The sequence below is a fragment of the Rhizobium azibense genome (assembly GCF_004342325.1).
Classification (GTDB): Bacteria; Pseudomonadota; Alphaproteobacteria; order Rhizobiales; family Rhizobiaceae; genus Rhizobium; species Rhizobium etli_B.
In genome coordinates this window covers 198,695-224,825 of record NZ_SMBJ01000006.1, presented here as the reverse complement: position 1 = coordinate 224,825, position 26,131 = coordinate 198,695, and the positions used below count along the sequence as shown (strand labels likewise).

Genomic DNA, 26,131 nt, shown 5'->3' with positions numbered 1-26,131 from the left:
TCATTGAGGTCGGCCGGGAAGCTCCCACCGCCTCCCGGCCGCGGCCGGGAGAGGTCTATTGGCCGCTGTCTATGATCGATTGCATTTCTGACTGGGCGCTTGAAAAGGCGCCGTCGACATCGTCGCCGAAGATCGCGGCATTGGTGAAGCTGGCCCACGGACCGTTGGCGCTGTTGATCAGATCGTTGAACTGCAGCGTATAGGGGGTCTTGGCAACGCCGATGGCCTTGAGTCCGACCTGCATGCGCGGATCGAGCCCTTCAAGTACCTTTTCGGCGATATCGCCGCGTGTCGGCAGGCTCCCGTATTTGGCCATGACCTTCTGGCCGTCCACTGCATAGACATATTCGAGGAATTCCTTGACGGCGTCGATCTTCTTCGTGCCCTTGGTGATGACGAAATTATCGCCGCCGGCGAAGGAGGACGGCTTTCCGTCGACGCCGGGAATGAGCGTTACCCCGAAGTTGATGTCCGGATGTTCGGTCACCAGGGTGCCGATGGCAAAGGCGCCGAGGCTTTGCTGACCGATTTTGCCGTTGGTGAAGGTGAGGAAGTTTGCGCCGTTGTCGCTTGCAGCTCCCGCCGGCACGAGATCCTTCGCCACCATGTTGCGATAGATATCGACGGCCTTGCGCATTTGAGGGGTATCGAGCGTTGCTGTCTTGCTGTCGGCCGACAGGATATCGGCGCCGGCACCCCACACGAGCGGCGTGAAGGTGAATATCATGCAGCCACCGCAGCCGCCGCCGGAGAAATAAAATCCGTAGGTGTCGTCACCGAGCGCGCGGATCTTTTCCGCGTTCGAGGTAATCTCGTCCCATGTTGCCGGAGCCCTTTCCGGGTCGAGACCGGCCTTCTTGTAGAGATCCTTGTTCCAGGCGAAGACCGAGGTTTCGACGGAGAGCGGCAGGCCGTAAATGCGATCCTGATAGGTTCCGAGGCGGACGTGTGAGGGCGAAAGCGAATTGAAGTAGGGCAGGGATTTTGCCCAGTCTGTCAGGTCCTCCAACTGGCCGGCCGCAGCAAAGGCGGGGTTATAGATAAGATCCATCGAAAGGGCATCAGGGGCCTGTCCGCCGGCAATCGCGGTTGCATATTTCTGGACGAGTTCGGAAAACGGCACCTCGGTTGCGATCACCTGGTTCTCGTGGCTGGCGTTATAGGCTTCGACGACCTTCTTGAAGGCGTCGCCGATTCCCGTGCGCACCCACATTTCAACTTTTTCTGCGGCCGATGCTCCCGATACCAGGCACAAGGTAGCGATGCTGGTCGCTGCGATTAGACGCTTGATCATGACATTCCTCCCAATATGGCGCGTCTCCTCGCGCCGCTTCTCATTTTTCGCGGGCATCACTCCCGCAGGACTGCCGCACGACCAAACGGCACGGCAATTTCCGCACGCCGGGCTCGACGGGCCGGCCCTCGGCCAGGGCAAGCACGGTCAATCCTGCCTGGCGCCCGAGTTCCTTCAATTCCATGTCGATCGTCGTCAGCGGCGGCCGCGTCTGCGCCGCGACAATCTCCCAATTGTCAAAGCCGACCACAGAAACGTCCTCTGGTACTTTAACGCCCCGTTCGCGCAGCGCATCGACGACGCCGCGGGCAATCTGATCGTTGCCGCAGAAGATGCCATCGGGTTTTTCTCCGGCGCGGCTCCATATTTGGTCGACCGCTTCGTGACCCCATGCCTCTAACCAGGCGCCGTAAAGAACCGGTTCACCGTCACCTGCCAGTTCGCGATAGGCAAAAGCGCGTTCGCGCACCGAAAAGAAGCTTTGAGGACCAGTAATATGGGCGATTCGGAAACGCCCGAGCCCAATCAGCCATTCCACGGCGAGCCTTGCGCCCTGTGCGTCATCCGAGCGGAAGCTCACGCTGCCCGGCGCACCTTCCGTGAAGGCATAAACTACGGGTACCGGAAGGCTCGACAAGTCGACCGGAAGCTGCCGATCGACCCGTTTTCCCGATGCGATGATCCCATCGACCTGCTTGTCCAGCATCGCATCCACGTGGATCTGCCCAAGAGCCGGATCATCCTCGATCGCACAGAGAAAAACCGAAACGCCGTGATCGACGAGCGCTTCCGAAACGCCTGCCATGACCGGAAGGGTGAAGCGGCCATAAGTATCGTTGGTCAAAAGCCCGATAGTGAAGCTGCGCTTGCTCAAGAGGCCACGCGCCAGTGCGTTCGGTCTGAAGCCGATTTCCCGCGCGATGCGTTTGACCCGCTCGCGTGTTTCCTCGCCCATGCGGCCCGTATCGTTCAACGCCTTCGATGCCGTCGAGATGCTGACCCCAGCCGCAGCAGCTAGATCGTGGATCGTGATGCGGGTCTGCTTTTTTCCTGTAAGGTCCGGTCTCATTTCTTCCACCCGTGACCATTAGAGAAAACCTTTTCGCAACAAAAATGTCAACTGCGAAAACGTTTTCTCTTTGTTTGTGAAATGGTCCTAGGCGCTTGTGCCGAACCACAGGATGATCAGGATCAAGGATCGTGAGGATTTGCGTAAGCCTATTTGTTCTTTAGCAGCCACATCTTGCCGGCCATCGTGATCCCGTAGACATCCTTTGAAGCATCATGATCGAGATGGCGCCGCTCCAGAAAGCCCGACGCTTTCAACTCGTCCAGCGCCTTGCTGGTTACGGATTTCACCTTCTGCGGCCGTTCTTTCCAACGGTCGGTTTTCGCGTAGGTCACCGTGGCGTTTTGGTGCGTCCACTTCTTCATCGGCTGAGGATAAAGATCGCCGTCCCTTGCAAGTTTCAGTGCTGCGATCTGCGATGGTGTAAGTTCGATCATGGTTCGATAAGTCCTGTGCTAGCGTTCTTTTCCGCGACTTAGCACAGATTCATGGAACCTCCTCGAAAAAGGGGCGAAAAATTCAGATCATTGGCAGGCGGCTGTTTAAGGGGGCCGCAAAATCATATCATCGGTAACGCGGCGAGCGTCTGCCCCAGCTAAAGAACGTTTATCTTCCAGGCATGCCCGTTTGCAGGTGCCAAATGGGCATGCCGTTCCTCGCCGTGAATTCATTCCACTTTTCGCGGCGCAATTAGGCCGCGCGCCGCCTCTACCATGACCTTCAGATGGTGTGGGCTGCGCACGCCCTGGCGATAGAGTTCGATCGTTATGGCAGCAATCCGCTCCGCCTCATCGGAAACCTTGGCTATTTTGGCTTCCGATCGAACCTCGTCGAATACAGATTGGCACATCTCAAGGTCACGGGCATCCAGCGGCACTTCCGATCTGTTGATGATCGTCTGAACCATCTTGACCTCCATTCCGTACGGCCCGCCCGTCGCCAGGCGGGCCGAATGGCTTCCCTAGAAGTCCATGCCGGCTCCGGGGGGCATGGCAGCGGCAGCGGCCTCCTTCTTGGGTTTTTCCGCCACCATCGCCTCCGTCGTCACCAGCAGACCGGCAACGGAGGCAGCATCTTGAAGTGCTGTGCGCACGACCTTGACCGGATCGATTACGCCCATCTGATAGAGATCGCCATACTCGTTGGTCTGGGCATTCCAGCCATAGGAGAATTCGGCCTTTTCACGCAGCTTGCCGACGACAATCGAACCTTCCGCCCCGGCATTCTCGGCGATCTGGCGCACCGGGGACTCGATTGCACGCCGAACGATCTCGACGCCGACACGCTGGTCAGAATTGGCCGCGGTAAGGTTGTCGAGGGCCTTGACGGCTCGCAGCAGCGCCACGCCGCCGCCTGGCAAGATGCCCTCCTCGACGGCCGCGCGGGTCGCGTGCAGTGCATCGTCGACGCGGTCCTTCTTTTCCTTCACTTCGACTTCCGTCGAGCCGCCGACGCGGATGACGGCAACGCCGCCGGCGAGCTTGGCAAGGCGTTCCTGCAGCTTCTCGCGGTCGTAGTCGGAGGTGGTTTCTTCGATCTGCGCCTTGATCTGGACAACGCGGCCTTCGATGTCGGACTTGGCGCCGGCGCCGTCGATGATCGTGGTGTTTTCCTTCTCGACTACGATTTTCTTCGCACGGCCGAGCATGTCGAGCGTGACGGACTCCAGCTTGATGCCGAGGTCTTCGGAGATGACCGTGCCGCCGGTGAGGATCGCGATGTCCTCGAGCATGGCCTTGCGGCGGTCGCCGAAGCCCGGAGCCTTGACGGCAGCAATCTTCAGCCCGCCGCGCAGCTTGTTGACGACGAGCGTTGCAAGCGCTTCGCCTTCGACGTCTTCAGCGATGATGAGCAGGGGCTTGCCGGATTGCACGACGGCTTCGAGAACCGGAAGCATCGACTGCAGGTTCGAGAGCTTCTTCTCGTGGATGAGGACATAGGGATCCTCAAGCTCGACCCGCATCTTGTCCTGATTGGTAACGAAGTACGGCGACAGGTAGCCGCGGTCGAACTGCATGCCTTCGACGACTTCGAGTTCGGTTTCGGCGGTCTTGGCTTCTTCGACGGTGATGACGCCTTCGTTGCCGACCTTCTGCATGGCTTCGGCAAGGAAACTGCCGATTTCGGCATCCCCATTGGCCGATATCGAGCCGACTTGGGCGATCTCGGCATTGTTCGAGATCTCGCGGGCGTTGTTCTTCAGTTCCTTGACGACCGCATCGACAGCAAGATCGATACCGCGCTTCAGGTCCATCGGGTTCATGCCGGCTGCAACGGCCTTGGCGCCTTCGCGAACGATGGCTTGAGCAAGAACGGTTGCTGTCGTCGTGCCGTCGCCAGCAACATCGCTGGTCTTCGAGGCGACTTCGCGCAGCATCTGCGCGCCCATGTTCTCGAACTTGTCCTCCAGTTCGATTTCCTTGGCGACCGAAACACCGTCCTTGGTGATGCGCGGCGCGCCGAAGGACTTGTCGATCACAACGTTGCGGCCCTTCGGACCAAGCGTCACCTTCACCGCGTTGGCAAGCACGTCGACCCCGCGCAGCATGCGGTCGCGCGCGTCGCTGTGGAATTTGACTTCTTTAGCAGCCATGTCTTCACTCCTCCATTGGATAGCCGGATGGCGTTAGGCACCTCAAGCGGCTTTCTTTCCGGCCGCCGGAACCTCGATGATGCCCATTACGTCGCTTTCCTTCATAATCAGCAGATCTTCGCCGTTAATCTTGATCTCGGTGCCGGACCATTTGCCAAACAGGATACGGTCGCCAGCCTTGACGTCGAGCGGCTGAACCTGGCCCGCGTCATTGCGCGCACCGGGGCCGACGGCGATGACTTCGCCTTCCTGCGGCTTTTCCTTGGCAGTGTCGGGTATGATGATGCCGCCTTTGGTTCTTTCTTCGGACTCAACACGGCGGACGAGAATGCGATCATGAAGCGGTCGGAATGACATGGCTCCCTCCATGGACAACGATGATGATCACTTAATTACGCTCCCAGACCAGGTCACCAATCCGGGCGGCTGCCGAGCCTTCCTGACCGCTCGGCGGAAAAAATCTGCTACCGATCTTTTCGAATTTCAAGAGGGCGCCGGCAAAAAATTAGCACTCTTGTTGGGAGAGTGCTAACGCAGCCGGAACGGAAGCTTCGCCACCAGCGTTTAATCTATGATGCGGCGCAGGCAGTTCTGTGCAGTGTCAATCCAAAGAGTGACTTAGGCAGTCGCCTGACCCCCACCAGGGCAAAGGCGAGCGCGCCGGAGGATCTGGCGCGTTGAAAAACATGGAGGCTTAAGATGAGCGTTCGTGATCTCATTCCCTGGGGCCGCAGCAACAGTCCGGCCCCGACAGGCTATGCAGGCAGAGACCAGCATCCATTCCTTGCGCTTCATCGCGAGATGAACAGGTTGTTCGATGATGTCTTCCGCGGCGTAGAAGGCCATTTTCCAACAGTCGGGTCCGGTTTCATGTTCGAAACGGCCTGGCCAAAAATCGAAGTCTCGGAGACCGACAAGGACATCCGGATCGTCGCCGAAATTCCCGGAATGGACGAGAAGGATATCGAACTTCTGATCGACAATGGCATTCTGACCATCCGCGGTGAAAAGCGGGCCGATAGCGAGGACAAGGACCGGCAATTCTCAGAGCGGTTTTATGGCCGCTTCGAGCGCCGTCTGTCGCTCAATAACGAGGTGCAGGAAGACAAGGTGGAGGCTTCTTTCAAGAACGGCGTCCTGACGATCACTCTGCCACGGTCCGAAACGGCGCAATCGACCGCCAAGCGCATTACGATTAACGGCTAGGGCCTTCCACCGCTGCCAAACCACATCGGCTGGCCCGAAGGCAGGACGGGATCGCTGGGTCGATCCCGTTCACCTCAGAAAATAAAGCTGATGCCACGGGGAAACGGGTTTGAGTGAGCGCCGATGATGACGTCAGTTGAATCGGTGCCCTCAGGCCCACCTTCCGCCGTCGTGCGTCAAGAAGCGACATTGGGAATTTTCCGTCTACTGCGAGGGCTGTCGGTTGACTTTGCCAGCAAAAAAGAACATACCGGGAACATATGCGGCGATGAAGAGGCCGCGCCCGCCGAAAGAACGGATCACTGAGATGCAGGTGATGATCGAGGGACAGACACACTTCCAGCCTTTGGGCTCAGATCGAGGTTTTAAAGATCTCGTCGACTACCACAAATTCTATAGCCATATGCTGATGCAGGGCAGCAGCGGCTTGACGACATTTGTGATGACGTCGTTCTCGTCCATCCCCTGAGGGTCGAGCGACAAGGCCCGCGGAGCTGCGCATCGCCTTCGCGAACGCGGACCGGAGCGGAACTCCACCCTGTGACAGAAGCCACAGGCATTAGGGCCACGGATTGAGAATGGTATGCCGTACTGAGGGACGGGACCACCTGTGCGACGGACGCAGAAGAACTAGCCGATCGGCGCCAACGTCGGCCAAACCAAAGCAGACCAGGGACAAGCCGAAAATGGCACTGTTTTTGCCCGTTGTGTTCTTTCATTGGAGATGCTCGTGACCCACGCAGAACGCGTTATCCAGAATGCCTTGGCTTTTGTTGCTGCCTCCCGCTCGGCGCGCGAGCGCGACATGGAGCGCCGTCAAAAGCTGTTCGAGCGGATCCAGCTGATGAGACCGCCAAACCCCTATCTCGCTAAGACGCGCGGCGGCGAGCAGCTCAAACTTGACCTCGATCACTGAGAGGTCTCTGTCATCGCTAGAAGAGGGTGTTTCCTGGGCCTGATATGCTGTCGAGCTTCATCATCGAAGCCGTTCCCAGGGTCCGATGTCGTTTTACCGATGTTTGTCGATGTGCCGCTGTCCAGCTCGGCTCGAAGAAGAAAAGCACCAGGTCAGGGAACTATCAGGCTATGATCGCGATCGTCGGAAGGTGAAGCGCCGGCTTGTGTTCAGACGGCAATGAAGTGCTGAGGAGGAAAAGAGATGGCATATGACGAGCGGCCACTGGCGATCAGTGCACCAGAACCGCGCACGCTCGATCTGATCTTTAGCGACGAGGCGCGAAAACTGTTGCACGCCAGATATCAGATCGTGGAGGCCGATCCGGACAATATCGCCGAGCTCAGCGATGAAGTTCTCGGCAAGGCGCGTTACATCATCGGCCAGCCGCCCTTGTCGGCCGGAACCTTGGCGCGCATGCCCGAATTACGCTGCGTGCTGAACGTCGAAAGCAACCTTATCAACAATATGCCTTATGAAATCCTCTTCCAGCGCGGCATCCACGTCGTCACGACGGGACAGGTCTTTGCCGAACCTGTGGCGGAGATTGGCCTGGGTTTTGCACTTTCGCTCGCGCGCGGCATCGTCGACCAGGACTTGGCTTTTCGTGAAGGCAGAGAGCTTTGGGGCGGCGAGGGCAATGCACGCTCCAGGCTGATTGCAGGCTCCGAGATCGGCATCATCGGCTTCGGCGATCTCGGTAGGGCGCTCCGACGCGTGCTATGCGGTTTCCGGGCAACGATCCGGGTTTTCGATCCCTGGCTGCCGCGCTCGATGCTGGAGGAGAACGGCGTTCAGGCGGCAAGCCTAAAAGAGGTGCTTACCGAGAGCGATTTCATCTTTGTCGTTGCGGCAGTGACCAGTGAGAACAAGCATTTCCTTAATGCTGAGGCGTTTGCCAGCATGCGGCCGGGCTCGGCGTTCATCCTGCTCAGTCGGGCCGATGTCGTCGATTTCGACGCACTGATGGCAGCCGTCGCATCGGGCCATATCGTTGCAGCCAGCGATGTGTATCCCGAAGAGCCGCTGCCGCTCGACCACGGGGCGCGCGTTTTGAATGGGTTCATCCGCTCCGCCCATCGTGCCGGTGCACTTGACAGTGCCTTCAAGAAGATGGGCGACATGGTGCTGGAGGACATGGACCTTATGGACCGCGGTTTGCCGCCCATGCGGTGCAAGCGGGCCGAGCGTGAGACCGTTTCGCGCATGCGCTCTAAGGGCGTGAAGATCAATTGATCCCGCGCCGCCCCAGTAGCGCCGGATGCGACGGGCCGATTGCCGCACTCGGCAGCAGATGGTTCAATATCCGGGCGATCCGAGCTTCTTTGTAAAAATATCGCCAGCCTGGGCATTCGCTTTTCGATTGATGCTTTGCAGCCGCATTTTTGGTGGGGAAATTATGCTGATCGGGTGCTATCGTTCTGACATGGACTGATGAAGCGGAGGAGCAATGCTTCCAGTATCATGGATCAACACTGCGACCTCGAAGGAGCAGATGCCGGTGCCGATGCGGCGTGGTCGACGGCTAAGGGGAGAGGCCGGATGTATTCAGGTGGGTTGAATTTCGCGCTCGGAGACGAGATCGAAGCCTTGCGCGAAAGTGTCAGGCGGTTTGCCAGTGGTCGCATCGCGCCGCTGGCGGCAGAGACCGATCGCAGTAACCAGTTTCCAGCACAGCTCTGGCGGGAGATGGGCGATATGGGTTTGCTCGGCATTACGGCGGACGACGCTTATGGCGGTGCGGGTCTCGGTTATCTCGCCCACTGCGTCGCCATGGAGGAGATTAGCCGCGCCTCGGCCTCGGTCGGCTTGAGCTATGGGGCGCATTCCAACCTCTGCGTCAATCAGATCAACCGCAACGGCAATGACGCGCAGAAGCGCCGCTATCTGCCCAAGCTCATCTCGGGCGAACATGTCGGCGCACTCGCCATGTCGGAGCCGGATGCCGGTTCGGACGTCGTTTCGATGAAGCTCAAGGCCGAAAAGCGCGGCGACCGATATCTCCTGAACGGTAACAAGATGTGGATCACCAACGGTCCGGATGCCGATCTGCTCGTGGTCTATGCCAAGACCGACCCTGAGGCCGGATCGCGGGGCATTACGGCGTTCCTTGTCGAGAAGACTTTCCAGGGGTTTACCACGGGTCAGAAACTCGACAAGCTCGGGATGCGGGGTTCGAACACCTGCGAGCTGATCTTTCGGGATTGCCAAGTGCCCGAGGAGAACGTGCTGGGCGCAATCGGCGACGGTGTGAAGATACTGATGTCAGGCCTGGATTACGAACGCGTTGTGCTTTCGGCCGGTCCCCTCGGGATCATGGCGGCTTGCGTCGATCTTGTTCTGCCCTATCTGCATGAACGCAAGCAGTTCGGCCGGGCGATCGGCGAATTCCAGTTGATGCAGGCCAAGCTCGCCGACATGTATGTGACGCTGAATACGGCGCGCGCCTATGTCTATGCCGTGGCGGCGGCCTGCGACCGCGGTGAGACGACCCGCAAGGACGCTGCAGGTTGCATCCTTTATGCAGCGGAAAAGGCAACTGGCGTGGCGCTCGAAGCGATCCAGGCGCTGGGCGGCAATGGCTACACCAACGATTATGCCGCAGGACGGCTCTTAAGGGATGCCAAGCTCTACGAGATCGGCGCCGGCACCTCCGAAATCCGGCGAATGCTGATCGGACGTGAGCTCTTTGCGGAGACGGCATGACCGTACTCAAATCCCAGATCTCGACCAACTCTGACACCTTCAGGACCAATCAGGTGGCCATGCAGGAGGCTATCAGGCTTATTGAGGACGTCGCGCGATCGGCCCAGAACGGCGGCGGGACGGCGGCACGCGAGCGGCATGTGGGTCGCGGCAAGATGCTACCGCGCGACAGGGTCATGGAGTTGATCGACCCGGCAACACCGTTTCTGGAAATTGCTGCGACAGCTGCTTATGGCATGTACGGCGACGAGGCGCCGGCAGCCGGGCTGATTGCGGGAATCGGGCGCGTCGCAGGTCGCGAATGCATGATCGTGTGCAACGATGCGACGGTCAAAGGCGGTACTTACTATCCGATGACGGTGAAGAAGCACCTAAGGGCACAGGAGATCGCAGCGGCGAACAACCTGCCCTGCATCTATTTGGTTGATTCCGGCGGCGCCAATCTGCCCAATCAGGACGAGGTCTTTCCCGATCGTGATCACTTCGGCCGGATCTTCTTCAACCAGGCCAATATGTCGGCGGCCGGAATCCCCCAGATTGCCGTGGTGATGGGCTCTTGTACGGCAGGCGGGGCCTATGTCCCGGCCATGTCTGACGAAGCCATCATCGTGGAAGGGCAGGGAACGATCTTTCTCGCCGGGCCGCCGCTTGTCAAAGCGGCGACGGGCGAGGTGGTCTCTGCCGAAGAGCTCGGCGGCGGCGACGTGCACACGCGCCTTTCCGGCGTTGCCGACTATCTGGCGCGCGACGATGCCCATGCGCTGGCGCTGGCACGCCGCGCCGTTGCCTCGCTGAACCGGCAAAAAGCGCATACCGTCGAGCTTCGCCAGGCAGAGCCGCCGCGCTACGATCCGGCGGAAATCGCCGGTATCGTGCCCGCTGACCTTCGCACACCCTACGAGGTCCGCGAGGTGATCGCCCGCATCGTCGACGGTTCGCGTTTTGACGAGTTCAAGGCGCGCTACGGTGCCACGCTCGTCTGCGGCTTTGCGCATATTCATGGCATCCCCGTCGGGATCCTTGCCAACAACGGCGTCCTGTTTTCCGAATCCGCTCTTAAGGGCGTACATTTTGTCGAGCTCTGCTCGCAACGGAAAATCCCGCTGGTCTTCTTGCAAAACATCACCGGCTTCATGGTCGGGCGCAAATACGAGACGGAAGGTATCGCCAAGCATGGCGCCAAACTGGTCACCGCAGTGGCAACGACCAGGGTACCGAAGATCACCATGCTGATCGGCGGCTCCTTCGGCGCCGGAAATTACGGAATGGCAGGCCGCGCCTTTTCGCCGCGCTTCCTCTGGACCTGGCCGAACAGTAGGATTTCCGTAATGGGCGGCGAGCAGGCGGCAGGCGTTCTTGCAACCGTTCGCAGCGAAGCGCTGATCCGCGCTGGAACGCCTTGGAATGCAGAAGACGAGGCGGCTTTCAAAAAGCCGGTTCTCGATCTCTTCGAAAGCCAGAGCCATCCGCTCTATGCTTCCGCCCGCCTATGGGACGACGGCATCATCGATCCTGCAAAGAGCCGCAATGTGCTCGGGCTGTCGCTGTCAGCGGCGCTGAATGCGCCGATCGAGGACACGCGCTTCGGCCTGTTTAGGATGTGAGGGGGCGATGTTTGAAAAGATCCTGATTGCCAACCGTGGCGAAATCGCCTGCCGTATCATTCGTACCGCCCGCCGCCTGGGCGTGCGCACAGCGACGGTCTATTCCGATGCCGACAGCGACGCGCTGCACGTCGAACTTGCTGACGAAGCGATCCGCATCGGCGGTGCGGCGGCCCATGAAAGTTACCTTTCCATCGAGCGGGTCTTAGAATCGGCCAAGCGGGCTGGCGCCGATGCGATTCATCCGGGCTATGGCTTTCTTTCGGAAAACGCCGAGTTCGCCGAGGCTGTCGAGGCGGCGGGAATAGTCTTCGTTGGTCCGCAGCCAATGGCGATCCGGGCAATGGGCCGCAAGGATGCCGCCAAGGCCCTGATGGAAAGCGCTGGCGTTCCGATCGTGCCGGGCTACCACGGCGACGACCAGGATCTGGACCTTCTGGCGGACAAGGCAGCCGAGATCGGCTACCCCGTTCTCATCAAGGCGCGCGCAGGCGGCGGCGGCAAGGGCATGCGCCGTGTCGAGGGCGCCGAGGAGCTTCCATCTGCCCTGGAGGCGGCAAAGCGCGAGGCGAAGGCGGCGTTCGGCGATGATGCCGTGCTGATCGAAAAGTACCTGCTTCGACCGCGTCATATCGAAATACAGGTTTTCGGAGACAGGTACGGCAATGTCGTCCACCTTTTCGAGCGCGACTGTTCACTCCAGCGGCGCCACCAGAAGGTCATCGAGGAAGCGCCGGCTCCGGGCATGACCGCCGAGATGCGTCGCGCCATGGGCGAAGCGGCCGTGCGCGCTGCGCGGGCGATCGATTATCGCGGCGCCGGGACCGTCGAGTTCATCGCCGATGTCTCGAAGGGCTTGCTGCCGGACCGCTTCTTTTTCATGGAAATGAACACGCGTCTGCAGGTCGAGCATCCGGTAACGGAGGCAATTGCGGGTGTTGATCTCGTCGAATGGCAATTGCGGGTGGCAGCCGGTGAGCCGCTTCCGAAAAAACAAACTGAGCTGAAGATCGACGGCTGGGCCTTTGAGGCACGCATTTACGCGGAGGACGCGGCAAGGGGTTTTTTACCCGCCACGGGCGTGATCGACGGAATGCGCTTTCCAGACGGCGTGCGGATCGATGCGGGCGTCAGGGCAGGCGATCGGATTTCTGCCTACTACGACCCGATGATCGCCAAGATGATCGTCCATGGCGCCGATCGTGCCGATGCGCTTGCGATGTTGACGCGGGCACTGCAGGCATCGCACATCGCCGGGACGGTGAGCAATATCGGCTTTCTCACCAACCTGAGCCGTCAGGAGGAGTTTGTCTCGGGCCATCCGGACACTGGTCTGATTGAGCGCAATCTTGAGACCTTGATCGCAATTCCGGCTGCCGAAGACACGGTGATTGCCCTTGCGGCGGTGCTGTCGCTGGAGGCAAGGGGCCACGGCAACGATCCGTGGGACACGCTCGGCCATTGGCAGCTCTGGGGCGAAATGCAGCGTAAAGTGACGTTGGAACATGCAGGCAGTCTTGCAAGTCTGTGCGTCGTTGCACGAGGCTTCGGCATGTTCGCCGTCCATGACGGCCGCCGCGTCATCCCCATAAGGATCGTCAGCCGACATGCCGACCGTTTGCAAGTGGAGACCGATGGCAGGCAGGTTGCCGTCGAGGTGGAGCGCGGGACGCATCGGTTGTGCCTGAGGCTTGACGGCAATTCGCATCTCTTTACGCTGCCCGATCCGCTGGATGGGACTACCTCAGAAACGGATGTCGGCGATCGGCTGATCGCACCGATGCCGGGCTTCGTCAAGATCGTGCGGACAAGCGAAGGTGCTGCAGTCTCGAAAGGCGCGCCGCTGATCGTCATGGAGGCCATGAAAATGGAGCTGACGCTGACCGCTGCGCGAGACGCGATCGTGGAAAGCGTTCACGCGAGTGAGGGCCAGCAGGTTTCCGAGGGCGCCGTCCTCGTCACCCTGAAGGCCGGAGAGGCATGATGACGGCTTTACACCAGGAACATGTTTCGATCGTCGAGATGGCACCGCGTGACGGTCTGCAAAATGAGCAACATTTCATCGAGACGGCAGACAAAATTGCTCTTGTCGATATGCTGTCCGATTGCGGCTACGAGCGTATCGAGGTGACGAGTTTCGTAAGCCCGAAATGGGTGCCGCAGCTTGTCGACGCGGCCGAAGTGATGGCCCGAATTCGCCGCGTACCTGGCGTGCGGTATGCCGTCCTCACCCCTAACATGAAGGGCTTTGAGGCGGCACTTGAGGCACGGGCCGACGAGGTGGCGATCTTTGCCGCAGCTTCCGAAGGCTTCTCCCAGCATAATATCAATTGCTCGATTGCCGAGAGCATTGACCGTTTCAGACCCGTCGCGCAGGCAAGTATCGCACATGGCATTCCACTGCGCGGCTATGTCAGCTGTGTTGTCGAATGCCCCTATGACGGTGGTGTACCGCCTGCCAATGCCGCGAAGGTGGTAGCATTGCTGAGGGACCTCGGATGCTACGAGATCAGCCTTGGCGATACGATCGGCCGTGCAACACCGGAAGCTGTGGCAAGGATGATCGCGGCCGTGCTTGACGAGGCACCCGCCACAATGCTTGCAGGCCATTTCCACGACACCTCGGGCCGGGCGCTCGAGAATATCGACGTTGCGCTGGACCATGGGCTTCGCGTCTTCGATGCCTCGATCGCCGGGCTCGGAGGCTGTCCTTATGCACCCGGTGCAAAGGGCAATGTCGACACCGCGGCGGTCGCGCGGCACCTCGCGGCAAGAGGTTATTCGACAGGGCTTGCGCAAGACAAGCTTCGGCAGGCAGCCGCATTTGCCCGTGCGTTGAGGAGTAAGTCGTGATGCCTGAAACGCTTCGCATCGATATCGACGCCCGCGGCCTTGCGCGGCTGACGCTTGCGCGGCCAGAAAAGCACAACGCGATCTCGCCCCGGATGATGGATGAACTGACCGCCGCATCAAAGGCTCTCGGTGCTGATCGCAGCGTTCGGGTTATCGTGCTTGCCGCAGAGGGAGCAAGCTTCTGTGCGGGCGGCGATCTCGGTTGGATGCGCGCCCAGTTTGAGGCGGGGCGGGCTGAGCGAATGTCCGAGGCAAGGCGGCTTGCCACCATGTTCCGCGCATTGAATGAAATTCCGAAGGCAGTGATCGCCCGTGTTCAGGGCAATGCCTATGGCGGCGGTGTCGGCCTTGTCAGTGTTTGCGATCTGGTGATCGCCACTGAAAGCGCCCGTTTTGGCCTGACCGAAGCTCGCCTCGGTATCATCCCGGCGACGATTAGTCCTTTCGTCGTCGCGCGGATTGGCGAAGGTGCTGCTCGTCCTCTCATCATGTCCGGTAAACTGATCAGCGCATCGGAGGCAAAGGCTGCCGGGCTGGCCGCGCATGTTGTACCCACCAAGGACCTCGATGCGGCAGTCGAGGCCGAAGTCGGGCATTTTTTGAGGGCGTCACCGGATGCAGCGGCAAGAGCCAAGACACTTGCGCGTTCGCTCGGAATGCCGATCACGGACGCGGTCATCGAAAGCGTCATCGAGCAATTGGCCGATACCTGGGAAACGGAAGAGGCGCGCGAAGGCATTGCCGCCTTCTTCGAGGGACGGGAGCCATCCTGGCGAAGTGATGCTTGAAAAGGGTACTTCGATTGGCTCGGCAATGTCGCTGTCGGCTTCGACGATGAACATCGTCGTTTCCATCGCCTCTGCGCGCCGCCGAGCAACTCGGCGGCGCAGGCCTTGGAGCGACAGCGCTTTTCACCGGGAGTGCAGAGCGCAGGACGTTCGCCGTTAAGCCGCTACGAAAGGTACCGCTACGAAGATCCTATTGCCGCCACGTTCGACAAGCAGGAGCACTGACTTGCGGCCGGATCTTGCAGCATAGGTGACGGCGTTCTTCACATCGCCTGCATTATGGACGGCCTTGTTGTTCACCGATACGATGACGTCGCCCGTCTGAATGCCTGCATCGGCGGCCGTCTTGTCCGGATTGACACTGGCGACGACTGCGCCTGTGACGCTTCTGGGCAGGTTCAGTTCCTCCCGCGTACCCGGCGTCAGATCGGCAAGAGCAATTCCGATGCCCGAACCGGCCGGTGTCCTGCCGCTGCTGTCTTCGGCTGCTGCCTGCTTCTCGCCGGTGCCGTTGCTACCGATGGTGACGGCGAGATCGGTGCTCTGGCCGTCACGCCAGACGGTGAGCGTCTCTCGGGCGCCCGGCGACATGTCGGCGACGAGACGCGAGAGGTCTTTCGGCGTCTTTACGGCCTCGCTGCCTAAGGCGGTGATGATATCGCCCGTTTTCACACCGGCGCGTGCGGCAGGACTCCCCCCGGTTACGCCTGCAACGAGCGCACCCTGCGAGGCATTGAGCCCAACGGCATCTGCAACATCCTTGGTAACTGCCTGGATCTGCACGCCAAGGTAACCATGCTCGATCGACCCGTCCTTCTGAAGCTTGGCGACGATCGCCTTGGCCTCATCGGAGGGAATGGCAAAACCGACGCCGACACTGCCGCCGTTTGGTGAATAGATCGCCGTGTTGATGCCGACGACATTGCCGTCGTGGTCGACGAGCGGACCGCCGGAATTGCCGTGATTGATCGGGGCGTCGATCTGGATGAAGTCGTCGTAGGGACCACTGTGCAGATCGCGGCCGCGGGCCGACACGATACCAGCTGTGACTGTCGTGCCGATGCCGAAGGGATTGCCGATGGCCAGGATCTGATCGCCAAGCTTTAGCGTATCAGATTCGCCCCAGGAAATCGTTGCAAGCTGCTTCGAAGCTTCAATCTTTAAGACAGCGATATCAGACTTCGCATCGGCACCGATCAGCTTGGCCGGCAGTTCCGTTCCATCATCGAGTGTCACCTTGATGCCCAATGCATTGTCGATCACATGATTGTTGGTGACGATGACGCCATCGGGGCTGATGATGAAACCGGAGCCGAGCGCCATGGCACGCTCACCGTGCTGATGCTGCGGCGCCTGTTTCGGAAATGGTATGCCTTGCTGTTCGAAGAACTGCCGGAATTGCTCGTCCATCGGCGATTGGTCGTCGTCGGCGCTGGCGTCGGCCCTCATCGTCGTGGTGATCGTGACGACGGCAGGCTTGTCGGCATCAACGACGGAGGCGAAAGAGCCGCTGGCCGAAAGCGCGCCCTGGGTTCCGGCCGCAGAGGCCGCGGCATTGGATGCGTTGATGGCAAACGGCGCGACGGCAGTGGCGGCGATAATCGCTACGCCGATCAGCGCTGCGGTGCGATGCTTGGGGAGGATTGGTAACATGGTGACAAGTCCCTTGCGAAGTACTGCATGGCGGCGTCTTGGTTCCATGTCGGGGAACGCGGGCGTCGGGTGAACGTGGCGCCAATTCTTTGGCCTCCAGAGGACATCGAGACTGTCGCGAATGCTGCCGGTTTGAAGAAATGGCGTCGCGAAAAGATATGCTCTGGCCAATGCCCATTTTCAAATTAAATGTTCATTACCGTTTCATTGCAAAAATGTAAGAATTACAGCTGGTTATTGCTACCGTAAACCAATGCGGGCGGGTGCCAAGCGGTCGGCGGTACTCGCATCAGCGAACCGCTTTCAATTTCTTTGCAAGTTCGGCTGCGATGAAGACAGCATGTTCGCTTACCTGCGGCAGCCCCATCAGTTCTCCAAAAGTGCCACGCGCAAGCGGACCCGAGATCAGCAATGAGGAATCCGCCACCCCATCCGTTCCGACCGCTTCGGAGCTCTCGTTGCAGGCGATTCCGAGGCCGGTCGGATCGAGCGTTAGATGACCGCTCTGCGCGAGTTCGTGCAGCCACATCTGGCTTTGGAGAATGCCGCCATGGGCAGGACCGGTGGTCACGACCACGGCATCGAAGCGTTTCTCCACGCGCTCGCCACTTCGCCTCAATAGAAATACATCGATCGCCGCTCCGTCGATTTTTGCACCGGCTACGCAAGCGGCAAGGATCTCGAGGCGTCCGTCAGCGATCGCCCGGTCCAGCACCTCTTCGACCTGCGGTGCGATGCGGAAGCGATGGACGTCCCAGTAAGGTCGCAAATGACGCACGATGCGCTGCCGCTCGGCGAGAGGCAGATTGCGCCAGATTTCATGGCCGTTGCTGCGGACCTGATCGATGACTGCATGCCAGCTTTCGCCGAGTTCGGCAGCCTGCGCGATCGAGTTTCGGACGTTGCGGAGCAGTGCTGCAGCGCTTGTTGCCGGCTCGGAAAGGAAGTCGCCCAAGGGCTCCTGCGGGCACGGCGGGTGCCCGCGAGAACGAAGCCCTCGGCGGGAGATGGAGGTGATCGGACCTTGATGGCCGCTGCGTGTTAGAGACGCGATGATATCGGCGGATGTCAAGCCGTTGCCGACAATGAGGACCCGATCGTCGGGACGGATGGCATCGAGTGAGCCGGGGCGCGTCGGATCGGCAACAAAGCGCGGGTGGCCGGCCAATGCGGCGCAGAGGCTGGGCGGTGCAGAGGGGGCTGGATGGCTGGTGGCGATTACGAGTAAATCTGCGCGCATCTCCTCGCCATCGCTGTCGGTGATCATCCAAGCCTTTGGGTCGGGTAACACCCTTTTTACACGCGTCCTCCTGTGCTCTATCCTGCCGTTTTCAAGGTATGGGCGCAGTCTCGCAGCGACATAGGCGCCGAAGAGCCGGCGTTGAGGATAGAGATTGCCATTCGGCCATAATGCTTCCGGATCGTCCGCGACACCATCGGTATCGGCAATCCAATCAAGGAAATCCTCCGGTTCATCGGGAAGCAGACTCATACGGGCTGCCGGAACATTGATGCGGTGGGAAGGGTCGTCCGTATCATAGGCAAGCCCGCGGCCCAATTCGCGGCGCGGCTCAAAGACGATGAGGCGCGCCATCTCGTGCATTGTCCTTGCGAGGTGAAAGGCTACTCCCGCGCCGGAAAAGCCGCCGCCAACAATGGCAATGGCCGGTCTTTTGACACTATCCGTTTGGGTTTTCGTCACCGATGCTAATCCAACTTTGTTTAGATTTGGAAGGAGCTTGAGGCCTCTTCGAGGCTCGGCCTAGCCGGTATTTGGGGCCGACGCGGTAAAATAATCTATAATGGAGATCAATTTGAACCTGCAACTGCACTCACAGAGGCCAATATAAACTCGTTTCGCCAAGGTTCTTCAATAAAACCTGAGGTTGCTCGAACTCTGCAGAAAAATGCTAGGGCGCCGGCTGGATGATGTGCTGCGCGAGGCGAATTGCAAGGGCCATTGCCGTCAATGTTGGATTGGCTTGGCTCGACGTCGGAAAGACAGAAGAACTCGCAATATATGCGTTAGCAAGATCGAAGATCTTCAAGTTCGCGTCGACGACGGCTTCGTTGCGGTTCCTTCCCATGCGTGTCAGTCCAATCTGATGCGTGCCATGGCGGATGCGCGTAGTGATGGCACTTGCAAGCGTATCGTCATTTCGATCGAGATCGAGTTGACCCAGGCAGTTTTTTTCAAGCCAGGCATTGAGGAGCCGATGGGTGCGAACGAGTGCATGGATATTTTCGTCGAGCACGCGCATGTCGATCGTCAGCCGCGGCATGAAGAAGGCATCGACACTGTCAGACAAACGCACGTGGCTTTGTCTGTCCGGGAAATGTTCGGCATGGAAAGCGAGCCTGTAGGTCAAACGGCTGTTATTGATGAAGAAGCCGGGTTTCCTGGCGCTTCGCCGATAGCGATTGCGTAAATAACCTGGTAGCTGCCTGACAATCTCGGTTGGGTTGATTGCGAGGTTCTTGAGATGGCCGGCGATTGCATCAAGGCGGCTTGCGTGATGCCGGCGGATGACTTCAGGAGCAAGGTATCGTGCGAGTGGACGAAAATTCAGGGCAAGATAAGCGGCGGACAAAAAGGCACTTTCATGCTGCGGATCTGAAAGGGCCGGCACGTCGGGCCAGAACGCCACATTCGGCAGATGATGCTGGTTGATTAGCGTATCGCTCGGCACGATGCGTCTGCGCATGTATGCGCCTGTTTCGTCCCTGCGGAAGTCGAAAAGTGCCTCAGCCGGCCTGTTCGAAAATCTAACCGCGGCAACATGCCCGAAAAGATGGCCCATGTAATAGCGGCCAAGCGCTCCATGGGGGCCGCCGAACATCAGCGGGTGACGCCGCTGAATGTTGAGCAGAAGTCTCGCCGCTTCCAGCCCACCTGAGGCAAGAACCACGAGTTTGCATGAAATGCGGTAGGCAAGACCGTTTTTGTGACGAGCCACGATATGGCTGACTCTGCCATTTTCCGTCAGGACCAGATCCACGACTGTGGTGTTCAGGAGGATTGTCAGTCCCTTATCCTCGCTGAATTGCTGAAGGCTTGCGCGAAACAGTTTCGGATCACGACTGTAACGTTCAAGGCGCGTGAGTTCGAAATGGGCGTCTGCCGACACAAGTGGCGTCTTATCGAGGAACCCTTGGCCACAGTTGGCGTATTCAACGGCACGGTCGTAGAACGGTCTTATCTCGTCATAGGACATAGGCCACCGAGCATCGGTAAATCGATCTTCAAAGTCGATCGGATCGAAGGGAAGGCATCGCCCGGTCCAAAGGTTGCTTGTTCCGCCGAATTGGCGCGAGACGCAGATGCGCACGTCATCATGGGTGGCAGGCTCCAGGATCAAGGCGCCGGCGAGTTCGTTCGAGGCCGCAGATGGGTCCAACCCGCCCGACTCAACAACGAGCACGCGCTTGTCGGCCCGCCGAAGCTCTTTGACGAGGGTGAGGCCGACGGGTCCGGATCCGACGATTAGGACATCGATGTCACCTGGCATGTCATCAATGCGCCCTGAAATCATTCCGGCCCCGTCACTATGATGCGATATGTTGCAATGCATTCAATGCAAAAAAAGACATGCAGGCGTGAGGTTCAACAGGATTTGGATGAAGAATCCCGACGATTCTCACGAAGGATGCGGCAGCATGATTCTGTCGGCTGCAGTACTTATTTACTATCATAAGTTTGAAATAGTGTTCAATCACGTAATGTGTATGAAAAGATTAGTGATATCGCGCGGCCGGCAATGGAGCAGTATTTTCTCTATCACTGCGTGTATCAGTATCGATGCTACTAATACTCGAAATTTTTTTGATATCACTTGCTCAAAGGATCGGAACATTATTCCGGCATTCATCGCCAAGCACTTACAAGGATCACCCTGCGAGAAGGCGTCGATTGCAGGAGATTCCGCTCCCTTGCTCGGTGAACTCGGCCGCGCAAGCAAGATAAGGAGTATAAGAACTAATTATCGATCGGAATGGGTGGCTTGCTTATTGCTGCAACTCCAAGCGCGGCCGCAACCTCATCCGCGATCGCAAGCGATCCCGTCAGCCCCGGGCTTTCGATCCCGAACAGATTGACCAGGCCTTTGACGCCGTGCAGGTGCGGTCCGTCGATGCGGAAGTCCGGCATTGGCATGGTTGCGTCGTGAAGCTTTGGCCGTATCCCGGCATAATCCGGCTGCAAGGCGCCGTCACGCAAACCTGGCCAATAGCGGCGGATCGCATCATAAAACTGTTCAGCGCGCGAGGCTGCAACATCGAGCGAATAGTTCTCGTCGACCCATTCGACATCAGGCCCGAAACGACAGCGTCCGTTGAGATCGAGTGTTGCGTGGACTCCAAGGCCGGCATGGTCTGGCATCGGATAGATGAGGTGCGAAAAGGGTTGGCGTCCGGAAAGCGCGAAATAGTTTCCCTTGGCGTACCACTGTGGCGGCACCATGTTGGGCGAAAGTCCCGCTGTTCTTGCCGCAAGGCCGGGGGCACCGTGGCCGGCGGAATTGACCACGAAGCTGGCCCCAATTTCGGTAGGCTCCGCTCCGCCCGTGGTCAGTCTGATCCGCGCACCGCCGCAGCTGATTGCTACAGCCGGCGTGTGGAAGGCGATCATGCCGCCGGCAGTCTCGAAATCCTCGCGCAGCGCCTGCATATAGCCGTGACTGTCGATGATGCCCGTCGATGGCGAGAGCAGCGCGCCGGCGCAGTGCAGCTCCGGTTCGAGGTCGGCGACGTCGCTTTGTGTGAGCGGAACTAGGTCGAAAACGGCGTTGCGTTTGGCTGCCGCAGCAATCGCTTCAAGTTTGGGTAATTCCTCGGGGCTTGCTGCAACCAGAATCTTGCCTACCCGGCGCGCTTCCACGCCGCGGCGGGCACAATAGTCGTAAAGCGCTTCCCGGCCGTTGACGCATACCGTCGCCTTGAGCGAACCTTGTGGGTAATAAAGACCGGCGTGGATAACTTCCGAGTTCCTCGACGAAGTTTCTGTGCCGATTGCGTTGGCGCGCTCGAGAATGATGGTTTCAAGGCCGCAAAGCGCGAGCTTGCGGGCAACCGCCAGGCCGATGACGCCTGCGCCAACGACAATGGCGTCGACAAACAATCTGCTCATCCGGCTTTCATCTCACCAACCGCCGCCACGCAAGAACCACCCTCATTCATCTGACCTCTGAGCAGCGAAGTCAATTCTGCAGCGTGCAAAGCGGTGCAGATTTTTCGTCATGCGAGATTGGAGAACGCTCACCTCGGGCCGATCTGAAACAGTCATGGGGACTGCTTGAAAGGATCGTGACCTCATCGGGATCGGGGACGGACCGCCTGGTTCGAAATATCAAGGGCGCGAGAAGGCCTGGACGCCTCCTCGTGCCAGACCAGAAACAGCACCCCGAGAAAATACCCGCACTGGATCAGCACAGCGCATAACAGACTATCGGCAAATGCGCTGAGAACGGATCCTTGTATCCATAATATCGCGCAAAAGAAAGCGATGAGCACGGCGGCCATCGAAACAAAAACCCTGGGTGCGTACATGAACTCCCCCTCCGGCCTCGCGACGCACACTCTGATCTGGGACCTTCTTCTATCGTCCCGCAATACTTCGCATAATCAGAGATAACTGAGTTCTTTGATGCAATGTTACCATGCTTAATGCGTCACTTGAAACCTTCAACAGACAAGATGTCAAAAAGATGTCATCGTTAAAAAGTCATTAAACGCATTTTTGATAACGACATTTTCGGCAAATGACGAGACCCTGCCAGTAACCGGCAACATAGAAGATTACAAAACGAAAGATAATGAGTCATCGGCGCAAATCTGAAGTCTATGCGCCAGATGAATGACGTCGTGTAAATCGTTCATGACGTAACGCTACCTACGGTAACGTAGGGTATTCCAAGACGTAGTTCATGCTTTCGAGGTATACATCAGATTTTGCTTGAAAATACTGATCACTACGATTTAAATGGCCAGCGCTGTGGAGGCCTCAGAATGAAATACGATGCCGAATTTGCAAATCCCTCACGTGATCACGGCGATCGTCACATCCCGCAGCCTGCGGGGGGTGCGCAGAAGCGGATTTTTGACGTCGTTCTGGCGGGAGTGGCTGTCATTTGCCTTCTGCCGCTGATGATTGCGATCGCGTTACTTGTTCGTCTTTCCGACGGCGGACCGATCCTTCACTTGGAAAGACGGCGATCCGCCGGGGGAGAGGCGTTTGACTGCTACAGCTTCCGGAAACTGCCGGTCGACTGGCGCCTCCGGTTGGGTCAGCATCTGTCGCGCTATCCAGACGAGCTTGCCAGTTGGATCATGACGGAAACGCTGAAGGACGACATTCTGCTTACGCCAGTTGGACGAGTTCTTCATCGAACAGGGCTTGATGACCTGCCGCAACTTTTCAACGTGCTCCTTGGTGACATGAGCTTCGTTGGTCCACCATCGCTGCCCGTTGAGCGCGGCTTCGTAAAAAGGGTCAATGTGTCGGCACAGTTCTGCAGGCCAGGCATGATCAGCGGTTGCTGCGCCACGGCGGACGGCGTCAAGAACGGAGAGATGGCGGCTGCTTCCTATGCCGCACAGTGGAGTTTTTTTGGTGATTTGAAAATTTTGGTCCGGGCGATCGGTGGTCTGTTCCAGGATGAAAGGTTTCAGCTCGATCATTGAGAAGGCCGCTGTAGGCAGCGCGGTTCGTGACTGTGCTGGTGCGTAAGTCCGGGAGCTTTCGGGGCCAACCTCACTAGCGAATCATGAGTTGGACGCGGGTAATATTGGTCTGACTATCACGCTGGACCGATAGCCGCGCGCCAAGGCCATTGACGGCGCGCCTTAGGATCGCAGCATCCCGGCCGCTCATGAACGGAAACATTAGCGTGGCGTTCTTTTGGATGAAAGTCACCGATCCTTCTGCTGCCCCGCCCGCGATCTCGACACTGACGGCCTCTGCTTCCTGTGCGCTCGCTGCCATTGTCGACAGCGCGATGATCAGGATCAGTAGTCGTTCCCGATAAGCTTCAATACCCTCGAAGCTGCGCAGCAAAGATACCCGCAGATCAAAAAGGATGGTCAGCGCGTCAAGGGCACGATGTAAGACAAGTCCGGGCAGGGCATCGTGTTGCGGCACATCGTTTGCGATCTCGGTGAATGTTTTGAGCAACTGGCCAATCAGGAAGCTTGCGGCGCTCAGCTTTTCCAGGGCGAGCGCGTCGCTGTGTCGTCCAGCACGCCTTGCGATCCCGACCGCACCATTTGCCAAGCCCTCTGCCGGAGATATTGCAGATGTCAGATAAAGTCCAAGCTCGCTGGATCTGACTTCGAGCACAGCCGCTGCAAAGTCACGGAAATAATTGTCGGCCGCCGCCCCGGTCTTTTCTTCGAAATCTTCAATGATTTCGCACCTTGCCGGCGCACCTGCTGTGCGCATGATAAGGACGAAGCGAGCCTCATAGTGAAAGTACAAAAATGATAATTCAGCGCTCTCGCTGACCAAAAGTCTGTCAAGTATGCAGATTGATGCTGCCTGAACGGCAGGAAACACGGTATCATTGAGTAACATCACTATACCATCCGTAGAAGCGCTAACAATATGAAGACATATCTGACTAAAGGCCAGATAAAAACTTCGATTTTAGGCTCATGATGTTACGCTATCTGGATAATGAGACACAAATGCCTCAGGTTTATTCATGCATACGATCTGCCAATTTCTATCCTTTGAAAAAGGCAAGCCCGGAGCAGCTCTTGGCGCGCCGATCCTTTCTGCTTGCGCTAGCGCAGCAGACAGGCAATCGCGAGCAGGATAAAGAGCCAGAGGAGCAGGGAAAGCCCGGTGGCATTCAGCAACGTCGCTTTCTTCATCTCGCTCTCCGCTTTCGCATGAGAGAAGGATAGACGGTGAAGCTTGCGCCGGGACTGTCACCTGGCTTTGAAGGAGAGCGTCATCTTCCTTGTCCACGCAGGAGCTGGATACGCTCGATCATCCAGCCTCGGCTGAAGCAGGTTAGCCAGCCGAAATAGATGACCATGCCAAGGCTCGCCGAGCTCGCGAGGCGGAAGGAGGGTTGCATCCCAGCCATTGCTGTTGCTTGCACATAATAGACGATGATGCCCATGGCGAGTGCCGCCGCTGCGGCCGGCGCGAGCCCCATGTAATGCACCTTCGCTGGCAGGTTCAGCCGGCGCAGCAACAACATATTGCCGATCACACCATAGACGAGCGCCGGCGACGACATCACCAAAATCGCCGCGCCCGGCGTGCCTGTCGGTATGACGACGAGCGCACCGATACACGTCAGGGCAACCAGGGTGGAATATTGCAGCGACATGCGGTTCAAGCCAAGCGCGTTCATTGCAATGGGGTTGAACCAGACGATCGGGATCATCAGCGAGGTGATCGCCACAGCGCGAAGAATGGGCGCAACCCCTGCATAGGAAGAGGGCAACAGCAAAGCCACCGCATCATCGGCGACAACGATCAGTCCGGTAAAGGCCGGCAGTGTCACGAAGGCAGCGGTGCGTATGATGGCGGTAAACACTTCGCGTTCCGCCGCAAGGTTGCCGCGCACCTTGCTCATCAAAGGAAACCAAAGCGCAAAGAGCGGGCTGACCAGGGGATTTTGCAGCGACTCGCTGATCCTATCGGCGGCCCGGAAGAGACCGACGGTCGCGCCATCGAAGCGGATGCCGAAGACCAGCACGGCGGCGCGTTGCATGGATATGTTAATGGCGGCGACCATCCACAGAGGCAGGAAGCGGCGAAGAATGTCTCGGCACGCGCCCTTTTCCATATGACGCCCAGGAAGCCAAGCGGTATGACGGAACTCAAAGACAACAACGGCCATTGTCGAAACAATGCGCTGGGCAGGCAGCGCCCAAATTGCCAGCGGTGAGAATGCCAAGGTGATGCCGGCGATACCGCCCGCAAGGGTCGAAATCATATTGCGCTTGGCAAACGTCTTGAAGCCCAGTTCGCGCATTATGAGCGCATCCATCACCGACAGCCACGGCGTAAAAAGCAAGAGGAGCCCGAAAATCGGCATATAGTAGCCGACCAGCGGCGCGTCCTCAAAGCTTGCGATCATAGGCCCAGCCATGACCAGAAAGAGCGCGAAGGGGGAGGCGACCAAGGAAAGGGAAATGAAGGCTGCGTTCAAGCTCTTCTTGTCGAAGTCACCACGCTGCAGGATCGCATCCATGCCGGCATAGCGGCCGTCATTGGCAATGAAGTCGGCAACAACAGCAGAGAGCGCGACTGCTCCGAAGATGGCCGGTTCCAGCATGCGCGCAAGAACCAGGAAGATGACAAAACCGGCGCTCTGCGAAAAGATCGCGTTGATGGTGTTCCAGGCAATGCCATTTCGAAGTGCCGTTGCCAGCGACGTTTCAGACATGGACCATCT

23 protein-coding genes are annotated in these 26,131 nt (G+C 58.6%); 10 read left to right on the top strand and 13 right to left on the bottom strand.

Features of this window, described 5'->3' with window-relative positions:
• Nucleotides 1-55: 55 nt before the first annotated feature.
• The 6 genes from EV130_RS16780 to groES all read right to left on the bottom strand — a co-directional run bounded on the left by EV130_RS16780 (nt 56) and on the right by groES (nt 5,313).
• Nucleotides 56-1,294, bottom strand: coding sequence for an ABC transporter substrate-binding protein (locus EV130_RS16780; RefSeq protein WP_132550774.1), 1,239 nt, complete (start codon nt 1,292-1,294; stop codon nt 56-58).
• A 40-nt stretch (nt 1,295-1,334) separates the two neighbouring features.
• On the bottom strand, nt 1,335-2,363 hold the full coding sequence (locus EV130_RS16775; RefSeq protein WP_132550772.1) for a LacI family DNA-binding transcriptional regulator: 1,029 nt from the start codon (nt 2,361-2,363) through the stop codon (nt 1,335-1,337).
• Nucleotides 2,364-2,512: 149 nt separating this feature from the next.
• Nucleotides 2,513-2,800 carry a hypothetical protein gene (locus EV130_RS16770; RefSeq protein WP_074064435.1) on the bottom strand — a complete coding sequence of 96 codons (288 nt, stop codon included), beginning with the start codon at nt 2,798-2,800 and terminating at the stop codon, nt 2,513-2,515.
• 230 nt (nt 2,801-3,030) lie between these two features.
• On the bottom strand, nt 3,031-3,270 hold the full coding sequence (locus EV130_RS16765; RefSeq protein WP_074065644.1) for a hypothetical protein: 240 nt from the start codon (nt 3,268-3,270) through the stop codon (nt 3,031-3,033).
• A gap of 54 nt (nt 3,271-3,324) precedes the next feature.
• Nucleotides 3,325-4,956, bottom strand: coding sequence for a chaperonin GroEL (groL, locus tag EV130_RS16760; protein ID WP_132550770.1), 1,632 nt, complete (start codon nt 4,954-4,956; stop codon nt 3,325-3,327).
• A 42-nt stretch (nt 4,957-4,998) separates the two neighbouring features.
• On the bottom strand, nt 4,999-5,313 hold the full coding sequence (groES, locus tag EV130_RS16755) for a co-chaperone GroES (RefSeq protein ID WP_074064437.1): 315 nt from the start codon (nt 5,311-5,313) through the stop codon (nt 4,999-5,001).
• A gap of 342 nt (nt 5,314-5,655) precedes the next feature.
• On the opposite strand from groES, the gene EV130_RS16750 reads away from it, so the two are divergent.
• From EV130_RS16750 to EV130_RS16715, 9 genes are all read left to right on the top strand, one after another.
• The gene (locus EV130_RS16750; RefSeq protein WP_074064438.1) at nt 5,656-6,162 is read left to right on the top strand and encodes an Hsp20/alpha crystallin family protein; all 507 of its coding nucleotides are present in this window, start codon (nt 5,656-5,658) and stop codon (nt 6,160-6,162) included.
• A gap of 223 nt (nt 6,163-6,385) precedes the next feature.
• Nucleotides 6,386-6,631, top strand: a complete 246-nt coding sequence (locus tag EV130_RS32580; protein ID WP_165918533.1) for a hypothetical protein — start codon at nt 6,386-6,388, stop codon at nt 6,629-6,631.
• 261 nt (nt 6,632-6,892) lie between these two features.
• Nucleotides 6,893-7,078, top strand: a complete 186-nt coding sequence (locus EV130_RS16745) for a hypothetical protein (protein ID WP_420493401.1) — start codon at nt 6,893-6,895, stop codon at nt 7,076-7,078.
• A 243-nt stretch (nt 7,079-7,321) separates the two neighbouring features.
• Nucleotides 7,322-8,353, top strand: coding sequence for a hydroxyacid dehydrogenase (locus EV130_RS16740; protein WP_074064440.1), 1,032 nt, complete (start codon nt 7,322-7,324; stop codon nt 8,351-8,353).
• A gap of 306 nt (nt 8,354-8,659) precedes the next feature.
• Nucleotides 8,660-9,823, top strand: a complete 1,164-nt coding sequence (locus EV130_RS16735) for an isovaleryl-CoA dehydrogenase (protein ID WP_074064441.1) — start codon at nt 8,660-8,662, stop codon at nt 9,821-9,823.
• Nucleotides 9,820-11,427, top strand: a complete 1,608-nt coding sequence (locus EV130_RS16730; protein ID WP_132550767.1) for a carboxyl transferase domain-containing protein — start codon at nt 9,820-9,822, stop codon at nt 11,425-11,427. The genes EV130_RS16735 and EV130_RS16730 overlap by 4 nt, the downstream gene beginning before the upstream one ends.
• Before the next feature lie 7 nt (nt 11,428-11,434).
• Nucleotides 11,435-13,411, top strand: a complete 1,977-nt coding sequence (locus tag EV130_RS16725; protein ID WP_132550765.1) for an acetyl/propionyl/methylcrotonyl-CoA carboxylase subunit alpha — start codon at nt 11,435-11,437, stop codon at nt 13,409-13,411.
• Nucleotides 13,411-14,280 (top strand): hydroxymethylglutaryl-CoA lyase, encoded by an 870-nt coding sequence (locus EV130_RS16720; protein ID WP_074064444.1) that lies wholly within the window; start codon nt 13,411-13,413, stop codon nt 14,278-14,280. Before EV130_RS16725 ends, EV130_RS16720 begins: the two co-directional genes overlap by 1 nt.
• Entirely contained in the window at nt 14,280-15,068 is a 789-nt protein-coding gene (locus EV130_RS16715; RefSeq protein WP_074064445.1) for a crotonase/enoyl-CoA hydratase family protein, read from the top strand. Before EV130_RS16720 ends, EV130_RS16715 begins: the two co-directional genes overlap by 1 nt.
• Nucleotides 15,069-15,224: 156 nt before the next feature.
• Here the strand turns inward: EV130_RS16715 and EV130_RS16710 are convergent, their stop codons facing one another.
• From EV130_RS16710 to EV130_RS34240, 5 genes are all read right to left on the bottom strand, one after another.
• Complete coding sequence (locus tag EV130_RS16710; RefSeq protein WP_132550761.1) at nt 15,225-16,721, bottom strand: DegQ family serine endoprotease; 1,497 nt, start codon at nt 16,719-16,721, stop codon at nt 15,225-15,227.
• Between the two features lie 289 nt (nt 16,722-17,010).
• Complete coding sequence (locus EV130_RS16705) at nt 17,011-18,423, bottom strand: FAD/NAD(P)-binding protein (protein WP_132660888.1); 1,413 nt, start codon at nt 18,421-18,423, stop codon at nt 17,011-17,013.
• A gap of 208 nt (nt 18,424-18,631) precedes the next feature.
• Complete coding sequence (locus EV130_RS16700; RefSeq protein WP_165921940.1) at nt 18,632-20,230, bottom strand: FAD-dependent oxidoreductase; 1,599 nt, start codon at nt 20,228-20,230, stop codon at nt 18,632-18,634.
• A 467-nt stretch (nt 20,231-20,697) separates the two neighbouring features.
• Nucleotides 20,698-21,846: an NAD(P)/FAD-dependent oxidoreductase gene (locus EV130_RS16695; RefSeq protein ID WP_074064448.1), complete on the bottom strand. Its 1,149-nt coding sequence runs from the start codon at nt 21,844-21,846 to the stop codon at nt 20,698-20,700.
• A gap of 182 nt (nt 21,847-22,028) precedes the next feature.
• Entirely contained in the window at nt 22,029-22,238 is a 210-nt protein-coding gene (locus EV130_RS34240; protein ID WP_165918537.1) for an exopolysaccharide production repressor protein, read from the bottom strand.
• A gap of 429 nt (nt 22,239-22,667) precedes the next feature.
• Here EV130_RS34240 and EV130_RS16685 point away from each other — a divergent pair, with 429 nt between their 5' ends.
• On the top strand, nt 22,668-23,399 hold the full coding sequence (locus tag EV130_RS16685; RefSeq protein ID WP_132550755.1) for a sugar transferase: 732 nt from the start codon (nt 22,668-22,670) through the stop codon (nt 23,397-23,399).
• A 73-nt stretch (nt 23,400-23,472) separates the two neighbouring features.
• On the opposite strand, the gene EV130_RS16680 is transcribed toward EV130_RS16685, so the two are convergent.
• Nucleotides 23,473-24,291 carry a hypothetical protein gene (locus tag EV130_RS16680; RefSeq protein ID WP_132550753.1) on the bottom strand — a complete coding sequence of 273 codons (819 nt, stop codon included), beginning with the start codon at nt 24,289-24,291 and terminating at the stop codon, nt 23,473-23,475.
• Nucleotides 24,292-24,670: 379 nt separating this feature from the next.
• Nucleotides 24,671-26,122, bottom strand: a complete 1,452-nt coding sequence (locus tag EV130_RS16675; protein ID WP_165918536.1) for an oligosaccharide flippase family protein — start codon at nt 26,120-26,122, stop codon at nt 24,671-24,673.
• Nucleotides 26,123-26,131: the final 9 nt, after the last annotated feature.